18 protein-coding genes are annotated in these 15,248 nt (G+C 68.6%); 5 read left to right on the top strand and 13 right to left on the bottom strand.

Translation table 11 applies throughout. The features are described from left to right. Nucleotides 1-27: 27 nt before the first annotated feature. The 4 genes from VFA08_13875 to VFA08_13860 form a co-directional block, all read right to left on the bottom strand. Nucleotides 28-696, bottom strand: a complete 669-nt coding sequence (locus tag VFA08_13875) for a cupin domain-containing protein (GenBank protein ID HYZ14676.1) — start codon at nucleotides 694-696, stop codon at nucleotides 28-30. Between the two features lie 16 nt (nucleotides 697-712). Then, nucleotides 713-955: an SHOCT domain-containing protein gene (locus tag VFA08_13870; GenBank protein HYZ14675.1), complete on the bottom strand. Its 243-nt coding sequence runs from the start codon at nucleotides 953-955 to the stop codon at nucleotides 713-715. 105 nt (nucleotides 956-1,060) lie between these two features. Then, the gene (locus VFA08_13865; GenBank protein ID HYZ14674.1) at nucleotides 1,061-1,726 is read right to left on the bottom strand and encodes a response regulator transcription factor; all 666 of its coding nucleotides are present in this window, start codon (nucleotides 1,724-1,726) and stop codon (nucleotides 1,061-1,063) included. Next, the gene (locus VFA08_13860) at nucleotides 1,723-2,880 is read right to left on the bottom strand and encodes a sensor histidine kinase (protein HYZ14673.1); all 1,158 of its coding nucleotides are present in this window, start codon (nucleotides 2,878-2,880) and stop codon (nucleotides 1,723-1,725) included. Before VFA08_13860 ends, VFA08_13865 begins: the two co-directional genes overlap by 4 nt. Before the next feature lie 111 nt (nucleotides 2,881-2,991). Here VFA08_13860 and VFA08_13855 point away from each other — a divergent pair, with 111 nt between their 5' ends. Beyond that, nucleotides 2,992-4,095: a Zn-dependent alcohol dehydrogenase gene (locus VFA08_13855; GenBank protein ID HYZ14672.1), complete on the top strand. Its 1,104-nt coding sequence runs from the start codon at nucleotides 2,992-2,994 to the stop codon at nucleotides 4,093-4,095. A gap of 9 nt (nucleotides 4,096-4,104) precedes the next feature. Here the strand turns inward: VFA08_13855 and VFA08_13850 are convergent, their stop codons facing one another. Next, nucleotides 4,105-4,770, bottom strand: coding sequence for a hypothetical protein (locus tag VFA08_13850; protein ID HYZ14671.1), 666 nt, complete (start codon nucleotides 4,768-4,770; stop codon nucleotides 4,105-4,107). A gap of 6 nt (nucleotides 4,771-4,776) precedes the next feature. Continuing rightward, the gene (locus VFA08_13845) at nucleotides 4,777-5,610 is read right to left on the bottom strand and encodes a hypothetical protein (protein ID HYZ14670.1); all 834 of its coding nucleotides are present in this window, start codon (nucleotides 5,608-5,610) and stop codon (nucleotides 4,777-4,779) included. A 174-nt stretch (nucleotides 5,611-5,784) separates the two neighbouring features. Here VFA08_13845 and VFA08_13840 point away from each other — a divergent pair, with 174 nt between their 5' ends. Beyond that, nucleotides 5,785-6,138 (top strand): VOC family protein, encoded by a 354-nt coding sequence (locus tag VFA08_13840; protein ID HYZ14669.1) that lies wholly within the window; start codon nucleotides 5,785-5,787, stop codon nucleotides 6,136-6,138. A gap of 15 nt (nucleotides 6,139-6,153) precedes the next feature. Here the strand turns inward: VFA08_13840 and VFA08_13835 are convergent, their stop codons facing one another. From VFA08_13835 to VFA08_13825, 3 genes are read right to left on the bottom strand one after another with little or no spacing between them, the layout of a single operon-like run. Further along, nucleotides 6,154-6,975 (bottom strand): hypothetical protein, encoded by an 822-nt coding sequence (locus VFA08_13835; GenBank protein HYZ14668.1) that lies wholly within the window; start codon nucleotides 6,973-6,975, stop codon nucleotides 6,154-6,156. A 33-nt stretch (nucleotides 6,976-7,008) separates the two neighbouring features. Next, nucleotides 7,009-7,758, bottom strand: a complete 750-nt coding sequence (locus VFA08_13830; GenBank protein HYZ14667.1) for an SRPBCC domain-containing protein — start codon at nucleotides 7,756-7,758, stop codon at nucleotides 7,009-7,011. A 51-nt stretch (nucleotides 7,759-7,809) separates the two neighbouring features. Further along, entirely contained in the window at nucleotides 7,810-9,165 is a 1,356-nt protein-coding gene (locus tag VFA08_13825) for a SpoIID/LytB domain-containing protein (GenBank protein HYZ14666.1), read from the bottom strand. A 115-nt stretch (nucleotides 9,166-9,280) separates the two neighbouring features. On the opposite strand from VFA08_13825, the gene VFA08_13820 reads away from it, so the two are divergent. Genes VFA08_13820 through VFA08_13810 form a run of 3 tightly spaced genes read left to right on the top strand, consistent with a single transcriptional unit; the run spans nucleotide 9,281 to nucleotide 11,789 of the window. Beyond that, nucleotides 9,281-9,856: a helix-turn-helix domain-containing protein gene (locus tag VFA08_13820; GenBank protein ID HYZ14665.1), complete on the top strand. Its 576-nt coding sequence runs from the start codon at nucleotides 9,281-9,283 to the stop codon at nucleotides 9,854-9,856. Further along, nucleotides 9,853-11,085: an MFS transporter gene (locus tag VFA08_13815; GenBank protein HYZ14664.1), complete on the top strand. Its 1,233-nt coding sequence runs from the start codon at nucleotides 9,853-9,855 to the stop codon at nucleotides 11,083-11,085. Before VFA08_13820 ends, VFA08_13815 begins: the two co-directional genes overlap by 4 nt. An 11-nt stretch (nucleotides 11,086-11,096) precedes the next feature. Continuing rightward, entirely contained in the window at nucleotides 11,097-11,789 is a 693-nt protein-coding gene (locus tag VFA08_13810; protein ID HYZ14663.1) for a CDGSH iron-sulfur domain-containing protein, read from the top strand. A 51-nt stretch (nucleotides 11,790-11,840) separates the two neighbouring features. Here VFA08_13810 and VFA08_13805 read toward each other — a convergent pair whose 3' ends face one another. The 4 genes from VFA08_13805 to VFA08_13790 all read right to left on the bottom strand — a co-directional run bounded on the left by VFA08_13805 (nucleotide 11,841) and on the right by VFA08_13790 (nucleotide 15,227). After that, on the bottom strand, nucleotides 11,841-12,659 hold the full coding sequence (locus tag VFA08_13805) for a hypothetical protein (protein ID HYZ14662.1): 819 nt from the start codon (nucleotides 12,657-12,659) through the stop codon (nucleotides 11,841-11,843). A gap of 4 nt (nucleotides 12,660-12,663) precedes the next feature. Continuing rightward, entirely contained in the window at nucleotides 12,664-12,906 is a 243-nt protein-coding gene (locus VFA08_13800) for a DUF2630 family protein (GenBank protein ID HYZ14661.1), read from the bottom strand. Between the two features lie 25 nt (nucleotides 12,907-12,931). Next, entirely contained in the window at nucleotides 12,932-14,512 is a 1,581-nt protein-coding gene (locus tag VFA08_13795; GenBank protein ID HYZ14660.1) for an MFS transporter, read from the bottom strand. 88 nt (nucleotides 14,513-14,600) lie between these two features. Continuing rightward, entirely contained in the window at nucleotides 14,601-15,227 is a 627-nt protein-coding gene (locus tag VFA08_13790; protein HYZ14659.1) for a hypothetical protein, read from the bottom strand. Between the last annotated feature and the right edge of the window lie 21 nt (nucleotides 15,228-15,248).

Raw genomic sequence — 15,248 nt, 5'->3', positions numbered from 1 at the left:
GGTACTGCCCGCGCCGCCCATCAACAGCTACTCGTCGCGCTTCACTCGCCAGCCCGGACGCGTCGGTGACGGGTGCGTGCTTCCCACCCGCCGATCGCTCATCGCCGCCTGCGGGCGAACCGGCGTGGGCCGAGTCATCCGGAGGTCGGACAGGTCCGCAAGCCCGTACCTTCGGTCGAGACCACGCCGCCTGCCGAGCCACGCGAGAGGCGACGTCGCGATCCGAACGACGCCCGGCGCGATCGGCGCGCGCACCTCGTCGTCGAACCGGCGCATGAACAGCGCGAGCTCGAACGGCTTCGGCATGCCATTCGCGAAGGTGCGTCCCTCGCGCGCGAGCGCGGCGACCGTCTCGAACAGGCGCTCCATCTCGAGCGCAGGACGGACCTCCACCCGGATCCGCGCCGTGTCATTGCCGACGTTGGCGAACCGGTGCGACGTCCCTGCCGGCACGACGACGGAGTCCCCGGGCTCCGCCGTCACGCGCCGCATTCCCTTACGAAAGCGCATCGTCCCGTTCAGCACATCGAACCGCTCCTCCTGCGAGGGGTGTACGTGCCCTCCGGGGACGCGCCCGCCGGGTGGCAGCTCGAGCTCGAACACGAGCCGCTCGCCGTCCGTGTCCTTGGAGGTCTCGCGGAAGAAAAACCGCTCGCCGCTCAGCGGGTTGTCCAGGATCAGTCCCCGATTCGCCATCACCGTCACCCCCTCACTACTTGCCGGTTCGACGCAGTACGTCGAGCCGCTGCTGATACTCCTCGGCCGTGATCTCGCCCTTCGCGTAGCGCTCGCCGAGGACCTCCTCCGCCGAATGGGTGTGCCAGCGAGAGCGCCGTCCGCGGAACACGAAGTACGCGCCGAAGATCAGCGCGATCCAGATCCACGGGAAGAACAGGAACCACCAACCGCCGACGCCCTCTCGGAACGCCACTTCGGCCAGAACCGTCTCCACCATCTCGAACACCTCCTCCGTTCATGTCACCAATCGTCGTTGGAGAGCGACGCGCCGTCGTCGTCTGAGAGGAGGCTTCTGAGCTACGTCCGGTGGAGCATTCGATCCCTACTCCGCCCAACCGGGACGTACGAGGCCGGACTCGTAGGCGAACACCACGAGCTGCGCCCGGTCCCGCGCCCGGAGCTTCACCATGGCCCTGCTGACGTGCGTCTTCGCCGTGGCCGGGCTGACGCACAGCTTTCGCGCGATCTCCTCGTTCGACAGCCCTTCGGCGACGAGCGCCATCACCTCGCGCTCGCGCTCGGTGAGCTCGTCCAAGGCCGGCGCGACGTCGACACCTTTCGCGCGGGACGCGAACTCCTCGATCAACCGTCGGGTCACGCCGGGCGACAGCAGCCCGTCGCCGGCCGCGACGGCTCGAACCGCCCGCACCAGGTCGGCCGGCTCGGTGTCCTTCACCAGGAACCCGCTCGCGCCGGCGCGGAGCGCTTCGAACACGTACTCGTCCTGCTCGAACGTCGTGAGGATGACGATGTGGACGCTCGAGAGGGCTTCATCCTCAGCGATCGACCGCGTCGCCGCGAGGCCGTCGAGCTCGGGCATCCGAACGTCCATCAGCACGATGTCCGGAACGAGCGCGCGCGTGAGCTCGATGGCCTCCCGCCCGTCGCTCGCCTCGCCCACGACCTCGACGTCGGGCTCCGCATCGAGCAGTGCGCGAAACCCGGCGCGTACGAGCGCCTGGTCGTCGACGAGCAGGACGCGGATCACGTCGTGCTATCCCGTCGCCCCGCGTACGGAAGCCGCGCGCGAACGCGGAATCCGCCGCCCTCGCGCGGTCCCGCCTCCACAGATCCGCCGACCGAATCGGCACGCTCGCGCATGCCAACGATGCCGCTGCCCGAACCGACCGAGCCGGCCGCCAAGCCTCGCCCGTCGTCCTCCACCGCCACGGTCACCGCTTCGTCGCCGTAGCTCACGACCACCGTGGCCGTCGTCGCGGCGGCGTGCCGAACGACGTTCGTCAGCGCCTCCTGGACGATCCGGAACGCCGCGACGTCGACCGGCGCCGGGAGCGGACGAGCCTGTCCTTCGACGCGTTTGCTCACCTCGAGGCCGGCAGCGCTCGCACTCGACACGAGATCGTCGACACGAGCGAGCGTGGGTGCGGGATCGCGCGAACCGTCCTGGTCGTCGACGCGACGGAGCACGCCGAGGACCGACCGGAGCTCGATGAGCGCGTCCTTGCTCGCCTGCTTGATCGCCGTGAGCGCGGGGCGGGCCTGCTCCGGGCGCTCGTCCAACAGGTGCAGCGCCACGCCGGCCTGCACGTTGATCATCGAGATGTTGTGGGCCAGCACGTCGTGGAGCTCCCGGGCGATGCGCAAGCGTTCCTCCGTCGCCCGCCGAAGCGCTTCCTCCTCGCGCGTTCGAGCGGTCTCGCTCGATCGCTCCCGGCGGATCCGGACGAGCTCCGCGGCGCCGGTGATCACCAGAAGCCACGCGACGAACAAGAACAGCTCGCCGGCATCGGGTGCTGGCTCGTCCGTGACGATCACGGGTACGAGTGTCTCGGCGACGAAGCCCGTCGCGAGCACGATCCATGCGGAGATGCGGCGTCCCTGCAGCACCGCGGAGAAGAACGCGATGAGCGGCGATAGGAAGATCGGTCCTCGCGGGTAGTCCAATAGGAGGTAGCCGAGTACGATCGCGTGCGTCGCCGTGAGGACCGCGACGGGGTAGCGACGTCGCCACAGGAGTGGCACTGCAGACGCGACCACGAGCGCGATAGCCAACGCGTCGACATCCGCTCGGTCAGTCTGTTCATGCGCCGCGCCGAAGGTGCCGACGATCTGAAACGCAACCAGCGCCACCGCAAGCACTGCCTGCCTCGGCTTGGCGAACAGCCTTCGGATCGGGCCCACGATGGAACCGTAGGCCCCGGCCGGCGCCACGTCATCGCCCTCGCGGCGCGAGGGCGGCTACTCCCTCCGGTGTACGAGGGGAGCATTCCGTAGGCGTACTACGCTCCGTCCATGCGCGCGGTGGTGTTGTCGTCCGGGGACGAACCGCCGCGCGTGACCGACGTCCGCCTCGATCCGCCCAAGGCGGGGGAGGTGCGGGTCCGTGTCGGCGCCGCCGGCGTCTGTCACAGCGACCTGCACGTCCGCAAGCTCGAATGGGACGTCCCGCTGCCGCTCGTGATGGGCCACGAGGGCTCCGGCGTGGTGACGGAGGTGGGCCCCGGCGTTTCGTCGCTCTCCGAAGGAGACCACGTCGTCCTGTCCTGGGAGCCGGCCTGCGGCCGTTGCCGCGCGTGCCTGGCCGGCCGGCCGTCCCAATGCGAGGTCTGTGCCGACATCGTTTGGCCGAAGGGCGTCTTGTACGACGGCACGACCCGATTCCGGATCGGCGATCGCATCGCACACCACTACATCGGGGTCTCGTCGTTCTCCGAGGAGACGGTGGTGCCGGAGTCCGGCGCGATCCGCCTCGAGGCGAGCGTTCCGCTCGACGCGGCCGCGCTGATGGGCTGCTGCGTGCCGACGGGCGTGGGCGCAGTGCTGTGGACGGCTCGGATGCCTCCCGGTTCGACCGCGGTGGTGATCGGCTGCGGCGCAGTCGGCTTGTGCGCCGTGCAGGGCGCGGTCCTCGGCGCCGCGTCGAGGATCGTCGCGGTGGACCTGTTGTCCCACAAGCTCGACGCGGCAAGGACGTTCGGGGCGACGGACGTGATCGACGTATCCGCGGCCGACGCTGTCGAGGCCGTTCGCGAGATCACCGATGGGGGAGCGGACTTCGTGTTCGACTGCATCGGTCTCGTCTCGACCGCCGAGCAATCCATCGCGATGCTCTCCCTGGGCGGGACCGCGGTGATCGTCGGCCTTGCGCCGACCGGCGCGATGGCGCGGTTCGAACCCCGTGCGCTCGCCGAGGCCGAACAGCGCATCATCGGCTCCAACTACGGCAGCGTCCGTCCCGCGCTCGACTTCCCGTTCCTCGTCGACCTGTATCGGTCCGGGCGCCTGAAGGTCGACGAGCTCATCTCGGCCAGGCGGCCGCTCGAGGAGGTGGAGCACGCGTTCGACGACATGATCGCGGGCAGGGTCGTCCGCACGGTTCTCGATCCCTCGCTCTGACCGAACGGGCTACCCGAAGACTTCGGCTCCCGTCGCGAGGACGTCGAACGACGACACGATCTCCTCGATCTGTGGAAGGACGGTGACGGGATCCGAGCGGCGCGGCACGAGGATCGAGATCGAGTAGTTCTTCGGATGTCCTGAGACGGTGATCGAAAGGAAGCGCACGGGCCGGCCGTCATCGTCGATCGCCGTGCCGCTCACGAGGAGCGAGCTGGACCCATCGATCCTCTCGCGCGTCATCCCGTTCACGTCACGATCGGACGTGACATCCGAAAGGGAATGGATCGACCGGGCCGCCGTCGTCTCAAGATCGCTCGACGGACCGATACCGAACCGCACGCGGATGCGACCGTTCGGGTTCTCGAGTGAGGTGATCTGTGCGTTCTCATGCACGGTCCAGCTCGCCGGATACTCGAATCCGTAGTCGTGCGTCCCGTTAACGTACTCGGCCACGCCGAGACCCGACCGGGAACCGGAACGATCAGGCGTCTCTCCAGCCGGCGGTCCGAGCATTCGCGCGGACTCCCGAGCGTCTTGGCGTGCGGCGTCCTCGATCAGAATAGCCACCGTTGCCGCCGTGACCAGAACGATCCCCACCATGATGAGCGCGAGCGCGTACGCCTGTTCCCGGTCGGAGAACTGCGAGAAGCGCGCCCGACGCCGAAACGACAACATCCCTCACCCGCGAGTGGCCGCTGCGGGCGAACGGCGACACGCCGCGACGAGCGCGGCCGAGCCACTCATACCGAGCGCCACCGCCATGGTCACCAGTCCGATGACGCCGATGCCGGTCGTCGCGAGGACGCCGAGGACCGAGGTCACGATCTTCGCGTATCGGCCCATCTCGTACAGGATGCCCAGGCAGACGAGCCCCGGGTCGTCGCGGCAGGGATCGCTCTCGTCACCCACGGCGACCTGCTCGGCGCGCATCCCGACGGGAACGTTCTCCCAGGTGGACTTCAGCCGGTCCGCGGGCCTCCAAACCCACTCCTGATCACCGATCTGGTTTGCGCGCGAGCGGTCGTTGCGCCCCTTCTCGTCGCGCTGCCGATCGCCGTCCAGGCCTCCGGCGGTGGTATCGCCGCTGCCACCGCCACTGCTATACGCCGAGTCCGTCGAGCCGTCCGTCGCGATCGAAGCGTCGCCCACCCGGCTCGCCCCGCTCACGGCTGTGTTCGTCGACGCGCTCGCGTCGCCGACCGCGCCACCCGCGGCGGTCACGGTATCGCGTACGCCGGCCGTGGTGTCGGCGACTACATCCCCGACGGCCTGACCCGCGGTAGTAGTGGGTTCGGACGCGACCGTAGTGGCATCGGACGCGACGTCGGACGCTCCGTCCACCGTCTCGCTCACGACTTGTGTCGTGTCCGACACCGTGGAGTCGATGGCATCCCCGGTCTGGTCGGCCACGCCCCCGAGCGGATCGTCTGCCGCCGCCGGGCCGGCCAGGTACAGCGTGAAAGCGGTCGAAGCTCCGACGACCGCCGCGACGAACTTCGCCCGAACGTTCATCACGAACCCCCTCGCGGACGCGCGAAATCCATGACGCGCTCGGCGGAGCGATACCCATTTCGCCGCGACCCAATCCTCGTGTCGCAGTCCCGGTCTGCCCCGGGGACGACCTGCGGAGATGACAAACCGGCCATCGGATCGTCTAGATATAGGCGACGACCTGAAGGAGGCGAGATGAACCTGAACGGCATCCTGATCGGATCAGAGGATCCGAGGCGTCTGATCGACTACTACACCAAGTTGTTCGGCGACCCCGGGTGGGGGGGCGGTGACTTCGTGGGGTGGCAGATCGGCACCGGTTCCGTCACCGTCGGTCCGCACGACCAGGTGAAGGGGAAGAACGCGCAACCCGGTCGCGTGATCTGGAACATCGAGACCACCGACGTCAAGGGCGAGTTCGACAAGCTGCGGGACGCGGGGGCGACGGTCGTGCAGGAGCCGTACAGCCCGGGCGAGGCCCCCGAGATGTTGATCGCCACGTTCGCCGACCCGGACGACAACTACTTCCAGCTCATCACGCCGATGTAGTCCCGCCGTCGGGGCTCAGCGTTCCGAGCCCTCGCGAGGGCGGGCGTCGACGCGCTCGCCCTCCGCCGGCTCCACCGCCTCGTCCGGCGTCTCGTGTTCGAACGTGAGCGCGTACACCTCTTGGCCGCGCGGATACTCCTTCGTCGGGCGGTGCTCTCGCGTCACGGTCACGCCTAGCCCTGCGTACACCCCGTTCTGCTCCGCTCGAAGGCGTTCGCCGAGGAAGATGTTGGCCATGATCTCGCGCGGCCGGATCGCGGCGTTCACCATGCGCACCGCGCCGACGACGGGCGGGCCGACGACGGTGAGCTCGCCGCCGATCTGCACGAGGTAGCCCGGCCCGGCGTCGAGGCCCATCGACAGCCCGACCCCACCGGAGAGGTTTCGCGAGTTGTTTCGAAAGTCCTCGAGCACGCGCCTGTGGAAGAAATCGATCAAAGACTGAGCGGTATGCACGATGTTCCCCGCCGCCTGGACGAACGCCTCGTCGTACTCGTCCTCGGGCGCCGTCTGCACTATCCAATAGGCGAGGAATCCGTCCCCGGTGAACTTGTCGAACCAACCGCCTGGAGATCCGATGCCGCGGCGAACGGCCGTTACGAACTTGTCCATGATGAACGCGAAGCGTTCGAACCGGACGGCCTCCTTCATCAGCATGGTGGACTCTCGGATGTCGGCGGCCATGACGAACATCTGCAACGGCTCGCCGTCGATGATCGCGTCGAGCAGGTCGTCGCGTCGAAAGCGCTTCTCCCAGTCGGGGGGCGCGTGCGCCTTAAGGAGTTCCCCGATCCCGGCTCGCTCAAGGTCGCGTTCGGCTACGGGTTCCTCGCTCAAAACCGGAACGTCCTCCTCGTGCAGGTGTGAACCCTAGCTGAAGACCTTCTCCAGCCAGACGCCCCATGCCTCCTCGGCTTCCTTCTGGTCGAGTGCATCGTCGAAGACGTGGTGGCCGACTCCAGTGATGCCGCCGAACGCGGCGATGTGCATGAACCGGTAGATGCCGTCGTCGGTGCGCACGCCGAGGAAGTCGCGCGACAGCCAGTCGACGACGCCGTCGAGAACCGGGAGTCCCTCGGGCGTCAGGCGCACGCGATCGCCGAGCGAGGGTGTGCTCTGCAGCCCCAGGGCGCGGTGGAGGGTGGTCCAGGCATGGTCACGGTCGGGCACTGCCGGACCGAACGCCTCGACGGGCGTCGCCGTGCGGCCGCGGAAGTACGTGAGGTACACGCGGAGCTTGTCGAAGTACATCGGGTCGCCCTCGGAAAGGCCCTCGTACTCGCTCTCCCAGTTCTCGCCGAGGAAGCCGCTGTGCACCCAGCGGACGACGGTGCTGCCCTTCCCGCGCCCCTCGACGATGTACTCGAACGCGTGGAGCGCGCCGTCCGGACCTTCAGGGGTGCGGTAGGCGAGCCGATTCGGCGGCTCCCAGGCCTGGACCGTCCCCTCCTCCGTTCCGCCTCGCATGATCGTGCGAACGGTGCCGCCCTCCCGCGGCTCGATCTCGTTGCGACCCATGAACCAGGCGTCGACGCCTGGACCGGTGGCGATCGCGTCCCACACCTCTTCTGGGGTGGCATCGACCTGGAACTCATTGGTGAGCTCGAACGGATGGGCCATCTCTGGGCTCCTTTCGGTCGGTGCCGGGTTCATCTCGTCGGAATTCGGGGTCTATCGCGGTTCCACCTCGACCTGCAGGGATTCGCCGCCGGCGACGGAGATCCGGGCCAGGCCGACCTCACGGCCGTCGACCGTGGCCCCGACATCGGACGGAACGGCGCGGAGCTCGGTGATGCCCTCGGCGACCTGGACGTGGATCCGCCCCGGCTGCGGATAGGCCTCGGGGCGCAACCCTCCGTAGTAGAAAGCGAGGATATCGGCGGCCGACAGGCCCCGCCGCGCCTTGCCGTACGCGCCCCACTGCACCATCCCAGCGCCGTGGCCCCAGCCGCGCCCCGAGATGATCAACGCGCCGCGCTCGGAGGACGCGCTCAGCCATCGAGACGGGATCGTCGTCGGAAGGGGCGAGCCGAACCTGCTCGGCGGCGGATAGTTGGCGGGTTCCAGGCACGGCGCCCACGCGTTGATCCCCTCGCGGAACGTGCTGGACTCGATCGACCGCGTCCGGGCGTGGCTCGAGACGACGAACCTGCCGTCACGGAACCGCACGTCCGTGACCGGACGTGACCGGGGCCAATCGCCCGCAGCCGCAAGGAACGTCGCGACATCGTCGAAGGGCAGGCGAACGCGCCACCTCGACGTCGGCGAGGCACCGTCGTCGTTCTCGACGACCGGGCGGAGATAGGGGAGCGGCGAGCTGCCGAACACGTCCTCGTTGCCGTACGTCTGTCCGTTCGAGGTTGAGAAGTACACCGTCGTGGCCGGTCGTCCCTCGAAGAGCAGGACTAGACCGGCGGTCTGGCGAACGGCTCGGTACCAGCGCCGAACGTTCGGCTCGAACGGAACGGGGATGCCTCGGTACACCTGACAGGCGGTCGTCGCACAGATCGGTGTGTCGAGCGTCTCACCCTCTTGCCCGCTCCACCCGGTCGTCGCCAATGCGTAGCTCCGCGCCGCGATGGCCTGCGCCTTGAGTGCCTCGCCCGGCCAGGACGGCGGTACCTCGGCGATGCCCTGGAGGTACTCCTGGAACGGCAGCGTGACGACCAGCCTCAGCGTTCCGTCGTCGGATCGACGCACCAGGAGCGTGCCGGGATAGCGAGCGAGCAATCGCCTCGGTTCGGGATCGATGCACGGAGAGGCGACGTGGGGGTATCCGCCTCGGAGGAGCAGCGAACCGCCCCCGGGCGCCGCGATTCGAACGGAATCTGGGTCCATCGGGGCGCGCGCGTTCGGCGACGGCGAGCCCGACGAGTCGACAGACGCTGAGGGCTGGCTCGCGCTCGACGTCGAACCCGGTGTTCGCCTCGTCCGATCCGCCGGACCGGGTTGGCCACACGCCGCGAGCACGAGGATCGCCAGGGTGGCGGCGACGAGCGGGCGCTTCCGCACGACCACGGTGCCCACGCTACCAACGAGGCTCTCGGGCAGGACTGGAACCCCTGGAACCCCCGACGGGCTCGTGGCCGCGAAAAACGCGTTACGGTTGCGAAACGACCCTTTCGAAAGTATCCTTTCGAACATGGCGCCCGAACCGAGCACACTCCGGCTCACCGAGCCGGCCCAGATGCGGGCGCTCGCCCATCCGCTGCGCCTGCGCCTGCTGGGTCTCCTGCGGGCCGACGGCCCGGCGACGGCCACGGCGCTGGCTGAACGACTCGGCGTGTCCCCGGCGCTTGCCAGCTACCACCTTCGTCAGCTCTCCGATCGGGGATTCATCGAAGAGGCCCCCGATCTTGCCCGAGACGGCAAGGAACGGTGGTGGCGCTCGTCCCACGAGCGGACGAGCTGGTCGACGGTCGAGTTCCTCGACTCCCCGGAGCGCGTCGCCGCCGAGCAGGCCTTCGGCCGCGAGATCGTCCGAGCGCAGGCGAACCACGCGATGGAGTGGGTCACCAGCACCCACACGTGGCCCGCCGAATGGGTGGACGCCGCCGACATGAGCGACTGGATCCTCGAGCTCACGCCCAAGGAGCTGCGCGAGCTTCGCGATGAGCTGCACGAGGTGATCGCGCGCCGCCGCGCCGGGCGCCATCCGGGTTCGGAACGCGTCGCCGCCGTCGTCCACCTGTACCCACGGCGCCGGGGGACGAATTGAAGGCGCGCGGACGCGCGCCGCTTCTCGCCCTGTTCGCGGCCAACGCCGTCTCGCTAACGGGAAACGTCGCCGCGCTGGTCGCCATCCCGTGGTTCGTGCTCCAGACGACCGGAAGCGCAACGAAGACGGGCATCACGGCGTTTGCCGGACTGCTCCCGGTCGTCCTCTCGGGTCTGTTCGGCGGGGCGCTCGTCGACCGTCTCGGCTACCGCCGGACGAGCATCGTCGCGGACCTCGCGAGCTCGGTGGCCGTGGCCGCAATCCCGCTGCTGCACTCGACGGTGGGGCTCGAGTTCTGGCAGCTCGTCGTGCTGGTGTTCCTGGGTGGCCTGCTCGACGCGCCCGGCGGAACGGCTCGCGCGGCGTTGTTGCCCGACGTCGCCGCGAGCGCCGGATGGAGCTTCGAGCGGGCAACCGGGTCGACCGCGGTTGTCGAACGGTTCGCTCGCCTCGCCGGCGCGCCCCTCGCCGGCGTTCTCATCGCGGCGACCGGAGCGACGAACGTCCTATGGATCGACGCCGCTTCGTTCCTCGTGTCGGCGGCGCTCGTCGCGGTGGGCGTTCCCCGACCGGCCGTCGTACGCGAGCCGAGGAAGACGTCGTACCGCCGAGAGCTCCGCGAGGGCTACGCGTTCCTGCGTGCCGACCGCACCCTCGCCGTGCTGGTCTTCATCGTGAGCCTGACGAACCTGTTCGACGCCGTGGCCATGATCGCGCTCCCGGTCCTCGCTCACGACATCTACGAGAGCGCGCTCAGCCTCGGACTCATGACGGCGGCGGGCGGCGCGGGCTCGGTGCTCGGCGCGCTGGCGTTCGCGGCGGTCGGGCACCGGTTGTCGCGCCGAGCCGTGTTCACGTGGGGGTTCATCTTGGTCACCCTGTCGTTCCCCGTCGCCGCGTTCTTCCCGCCGCTGGCGGTGTTGCTCGTCGCGAAGACGATCTCGGGCCTCGCTTCTGGGCCGCTGAACCCGGTGATCGACACGGTGTTCATGGAGCGCGTGCCGGCCTGGATGCGGGGTCGCGTGTTCGGCGTGACGCAGGCCGCCGCGTGGGTGGCGATCCCACTCGGGGTTCTGGTCGCGGGCGCCGTGATCGAGGCCATCGGTCTTCGCGCGACCCTCCTTTTCAGCGGCGCCGCATATCTCACGATCACCGTCGGAGCACGGTTCAGCACCGCCCTCCGTGACCTCGACCGCCGGCCGGAACTGGTCTCGACGGAGGCCGCGTAGACTCGGCGGTCATGGCCGAACCCCAAGCCGCACGCCGCGTCGTCGTCGAACGCGGCGGCCCGTACCGCGTCGAGGGCGACATCCGGCTGCTCAGAACCGCGATCGTGACGACCGAGCACGGCGAGCCGATCGCGTGGGACGAAGGTCCAGACTTCGATACTCCGGACACGTATGAGCTCTGCCGGTGCGGCATGTCGGAGACGAAGCCGTTCTGCGATCACGTGTGCGAACGCCTGGGGTTCGATGGAACGGAGGTCGCCGACAGGGGACCGATCGCGCGACGCCGCGAGCCGTGGCAGGGGAAGGGCGTCGTGCTCTACGACGACCGCACGATCTGCACGCACGCGGGGTTCTGCACGAACCTGCGCACCACGGTATGGACGCTCGCCGGCGAGGCGGACGATCCCGATGCGCGGGGGGAGTTCGTGGCGATGGTTCATCAGTGTCCGTCGGGACGGCTCGCGTTCGCGACGGACGACGACCCCGACACGCTGGTCGAGCCGGAGCTCGAGCCGTCGATCGGCGTGGAGCCGAACGCGTCGTACTGGCTCCGGGGCGGCATCCCAGTCGTCTCGGAGGACGGAACGCCGTACGAGGTGCGGAACCGACAGACGCTCTGCCGGTGCGGAAACTCGGCCAACAAGCCGTTCTGCGACGGCCGGCACAAGCGTACCGGGTTCATCGATCCAGCCGTTCCGAGCTGAAGGGGTTGTCGGCGCCCGTCGGGCTCCACCGGGCGAGGCGGGCCTAGGGGACTAGGTCACCTCGGTTCGCGCGAGGTCTCGTTCGAGATCCTCGACCCCGTAGCCCTCCTTGCGTACCCGAAGGCTGAAGTAGATCAGGATGCCGACGAGGACCGAGTACGGCGTCGTGAGGACCGTGGCGATCGACTGTCCGATCGCCTGCCCGGCGAGGTTGTCGGGGAACACCGCCGTCAAAAGGCCGCTGAAGAGTCCGGTGAGCAGACCCGAGACGATGATCGCGCCGAACACCGGCCAGCTGTAGCCCGTTACCAGACTCCACGACCGCTTGAGCGCTTCCCGTCCCCGCCGGTCCTCGATGACGACCGCGGGCATCGACACCCACAGCCGCGTGAGCACGATGAACCCCGGGATGATGAGCAAGATGAAGCCGGCGGCGACCGCGAGGACGACGAGTACAGCGACGAGTAGGATCGAGCCGAGTCGAGCGAAGCCGTAGCGGTACGTCTCGGCGATCGTCAGGTCCCGGGCGAGAAACGTCCCGGCGGCCGCTCTCGTCACCGCGCCCGTCAGGACCAGGAAGGCGAGCGTGAACACCACGGCCACGACGATTCCGCCGGCGACGGCCGACCCAACCTCGCCGGTGACCTGAACTGTTCCGTCCGGAAGCTCCTGGACTTGGACGTCGTCGATGAACGCGTCGACCAGCGCGACCTGCAGGATCGTGAGGGGGACGACGACCACGGCGACGATCGCGATGAGGTTCTGCCAGTGGCGCCGGTAGATCTCGAACGCGTCGACGAGGATCTCGCCGACTCCGCGGGCCCGAAGGAGCCGCGGGCTTCCCGGTGGTTCCGGCAGGCGGGGGTCCATCTAGCTACGAAAGATAGCCCTCGACGGTCGTCTCGTCTCGCACGTTCGCATCGTTCGGATCGAGGCCGGCTGCTCTCCGCGCTCGACGCTGCCTGAGCAGGTCGTAGCACTGGTCTAGCTGGACCTGGATGCCCTTCAGGCGCTCCCGGTCCGCCGTCGACACGTCGCCTTCGGCTTCCTTCTCGAATAGCTCGTGCTCTTCGTGCGCGAGCGCCTCGATGCGAGAGATCACGTTCTCGTCTTCCATCTCGAACCCCCTCGAGGAAAGTGGATCACAGCTCCATCGCCGGCGCGAGCCCGTCGCGCTCGGCCATCACCTCGCGCGCCGCGGCTCTCCCCGGAATGAAGCGATTCGCCACGACGGCCGCGGTCAACAGCACGAGTCCACCGATGACGAGCGAGATCCGGAACCCGCTCATGAACGAGGTACGGAACGCGTCGATCACGCGGGCCTGTTGATCGGACGGCAGCGTGGCTAGCAGCGCGGGGTCGATGTTGCCGTGACCGGCGGCGTCGGCGACGGCGGCCTGCTGCTGCGGCGACAGGCCCAGCGGCGTCAGCGCCGGCTCGATTACGTGCCGCAGCCTCGTCGTGAGCACCGTGCCGAGCAGGGCGATGCCGAAAACCCCGCCGACCTCGCGCGACGTGTTCGTCATGGCCGAGCCGAGCCCGGCGCGTTCCGAACCAACCGCGTTCATCACCGCGGCCGTCATCGGCGCCATGGTCGCGCCGATGCCGTGACCCATGACGGCGAAGACCGGCAGCATCAACAGGTACGGAGTATCGAGCGACAGACGTGACAACACGAGAAGGCCGCCGCCCGCCAAGGTCAGCCCGTACGTCATCGGGATGCGCGAGCCGTGCTTCTGCGCGTAGCGCCCGGCGTTCGGCGCCGTGACGATGACCGCCAGCGTCAATGGAAGGAAGCGCACGCCGGCCTCCAACGCCGTGTACCCCCGGATCGTCTGCATGTACAAGCTCATGAAGAAGAACGTCGCGAACATCCCGAGCGACACGCTGAACGCGACGGTGTTTCCGGCGGAGAAGGCCGGGATGCGGAACAAACGAAGCGGCATCATCGGGTGAGGGCTTCGTCGCTCCCACGCCAGGAACGCGACGAGCAAAATCGCGAACGCGACCAGCGAGCCGACGATCAACGGGTCGCTCCAGCCGCGCTCGTTCGATTCGATGAGCCCGTATGTCACGAGGAACAAGGCCGAGGTTCCGAGCAGGAGGCCAGGCGCGTCGAGGCGTCGCAGCTCCGGTGAGGTGGACTCGCGCACGGTTCGCGTCGCCACGAGGAAGGCGATCACACCGATCGGGACGTTCAGGAAGAACACCGACTCCCAGCCCAGGCGTTCGACCATCAGACCCCCCACGGTCGGACCAAGTGCCAGGGCAAGCCCGGACACGCCGGCCCACAGGCCGATCGCGCGGGCGCGCTCGTGCGGCGGAAACGTGACCGTGATGATCGACAGCGTTCCCGGGAGCAGCAGTGCCGCGCCGACACCTTGGATCGCCCTGGCGGCGATCAGCTGGGCGGTGTCCTGCGACAGTCCGCACGCGAGCGAAGCGGCGGTGAACACCACCAGCCCGGTGAGGAAGGTCTTCTTGCGCCCGTAGCGGTCGCCCACGATGCCGCCGGTCAGAAGGAACGACGCCAACGCGAGGACGTAGCCGTCGACGATCCACTGGAGCTCGCTGACCCCGGCGTCGAGCTCGCGGCTGATCGTCGGCAGCGCCACGTTGACGACGGTGTTGTCGAGCATCGCCATCGCCAGGGCGAAACACATGGTGAGAAGAACGAGAACCTTCTCCCGCGCGTTCTCGCCCTCGAAACCGAGCAATGACATCGTGCCAGCTCCTCTTCGGCACCGGGGACTCTAACGACCCAACGTCACAACCCCGGGGCCGTCGGAGATGTTCCGCGAGGTTGGGCGGCTATGCGGCGATCGCGTCGTGCGCGGTGACCGCTAGATCCTGCGTGCCGTTCTGCGACGCTCCCGAGAGGTCCACAAGGATCCAGAACACCTGGCTTTCCTCCCACAGGCACACGTTCGACGGCGGGGCCGCATCCACCTGCGCGCACAGGTAGGCCACACCGCCGACGAGCTCGGAGGTCCGCCCCGTCTCGTCGAGGGAACCTGCCGGCAAGCCCTGATTGAAGCCCGCGGCGAAGGCGTTCCATGCTTCGTCGGCCGTATCGACCGACGGATCTTCGACCCATACGAGCGCGACGGTCGGGAACGCGTCCGTCCCGTACAGCCCCATGTCCCCGTGGATGCCCAGCCCTTCGACCTCGCGATGGAACTCGTCGAGCACTTCGTCGATCTCGGGACCGCGCGCCTGTGGGAGGCCGCCGAACCCCTCCGGCAGCTCGACGGCCGGAATCCGGTTCAGGAACAGCGTGACGCCGGCGACGAGGAGCGCGGTGGCCACGATCACGGCGATGACGGAGCCGGCGTTCCACCCGGAGGTCTCGATGGCCGGTACGTCATCCGGAGGACGTGGGAGCGCTACGCCTGGGAGACCGGCAGGGGCGTTGCCTGGTGCCGTCGGTGCCTGCATGAACGCTCCTTCTCCCGAGGA

Source organism: Actinomycetota bacterium, from assembly GCA_035640355.1.
In the GTDB taxonomy this organism is placed as follows: Bacteria; Actinomycetota; UBA4738; order UBA4738; family HRBIN12; genus CALGFI01.
This window is presented reverse-complemented; position numbering and strand designations above follow the sequence as displayed.

What these genes read in the sequence shown, in the direction of transcription:
- VFA08_13855 (HYZ14672.1), top strand. Translation starts at nt 2,992, where the DNA reads ATGCGCGCGGTGGTGTTGTCGTCCGGGGACGAACCGCCGCGCGTGACC.
- VFA08_13870 (HYZ14675.1), bottom strand. Translation starts at nt 955, where the DNA reads ATGGTGGAGACGGTTCTGGCCGAAGTGGCGTTCCGAGAGGGCGTCGGC.
- VFA08_13830 (HYZ14667.1), bottom strand. Translation starts at nt 7,758, where the DNA reads ATGGCCCATCCGTTCGAGCTCACCAATGAGTTCCAGGTCGATGCCACC.
- VFA08_13805 (HYZ14662.1), bottom strand. Translation starts at nt 12,659, where the DNA reads ATGGACCCCCGCCTGCCGGAACCACCGGGAAGCCCGCGGCTCCTTCGG.
- VFA08_13800 (HYZ14661.1), bottom strand. Translation starts at nt 12,906, where the DNA reads ATGGAAGACGAGAACGTGATCTCTCGCATCGAGGCGCTCGCGCACGAA.
- VFA08_13820 (HYZ14665.1), top strand. Translation starts at nt 9,281, where the DNA reads ATGGCGCCCGAACCGAGCACACTCCGGCTCACCGAGCCGGCCCAGATG.
- VFA08_13875 (HYZ14676.1), bottom strand. Translation starts at nt 696, where the DNA reads ATGGCGAATCGGGGACTGATCCTGGACAACCCGCTGAGCGGCGAGCGG.
- VFA08_13790 (HYZ14659.1), bottom strand. Translation starts at nt 15,227, where the DNA reads ATGCAGGCACCGACGGCACCAGGCAACGCCCCTGCCGGTCTCCCAGGC.
- VFA08_13795 (HYZ14660.1), bottom strand. Translation starts at nt 14,512, where the DNA reads ATGTCATTGCTCGGTTTCGAGGGCGAGAACGCGCGGGAGAAGGTTCTC.
- VFA08_13810 (HYZ14663.1), top strand. Translation starts at nt 11,097, where the DNA reads ATGGCCGAACCCCAAGCCGCACGCCGCGTCGTCGTCGAACGCGGCGGC.
- VFA08_13840 (HYZ14669.1), top strand. Translation starts at nt 5,785, where the DNA reads ATGAACCTGAACGGCATCCTGATCGGATCAGAGGATCCGAGGCGTCTG.
- VFA08_13845 (HYZ14670.1), bottom strand. Translation starts at nt 5,610, where the DNA reads ATGAACGTTCGGGCGAAGTTCGTCGCGGCGGTCGTCGGAGCTTCGACC.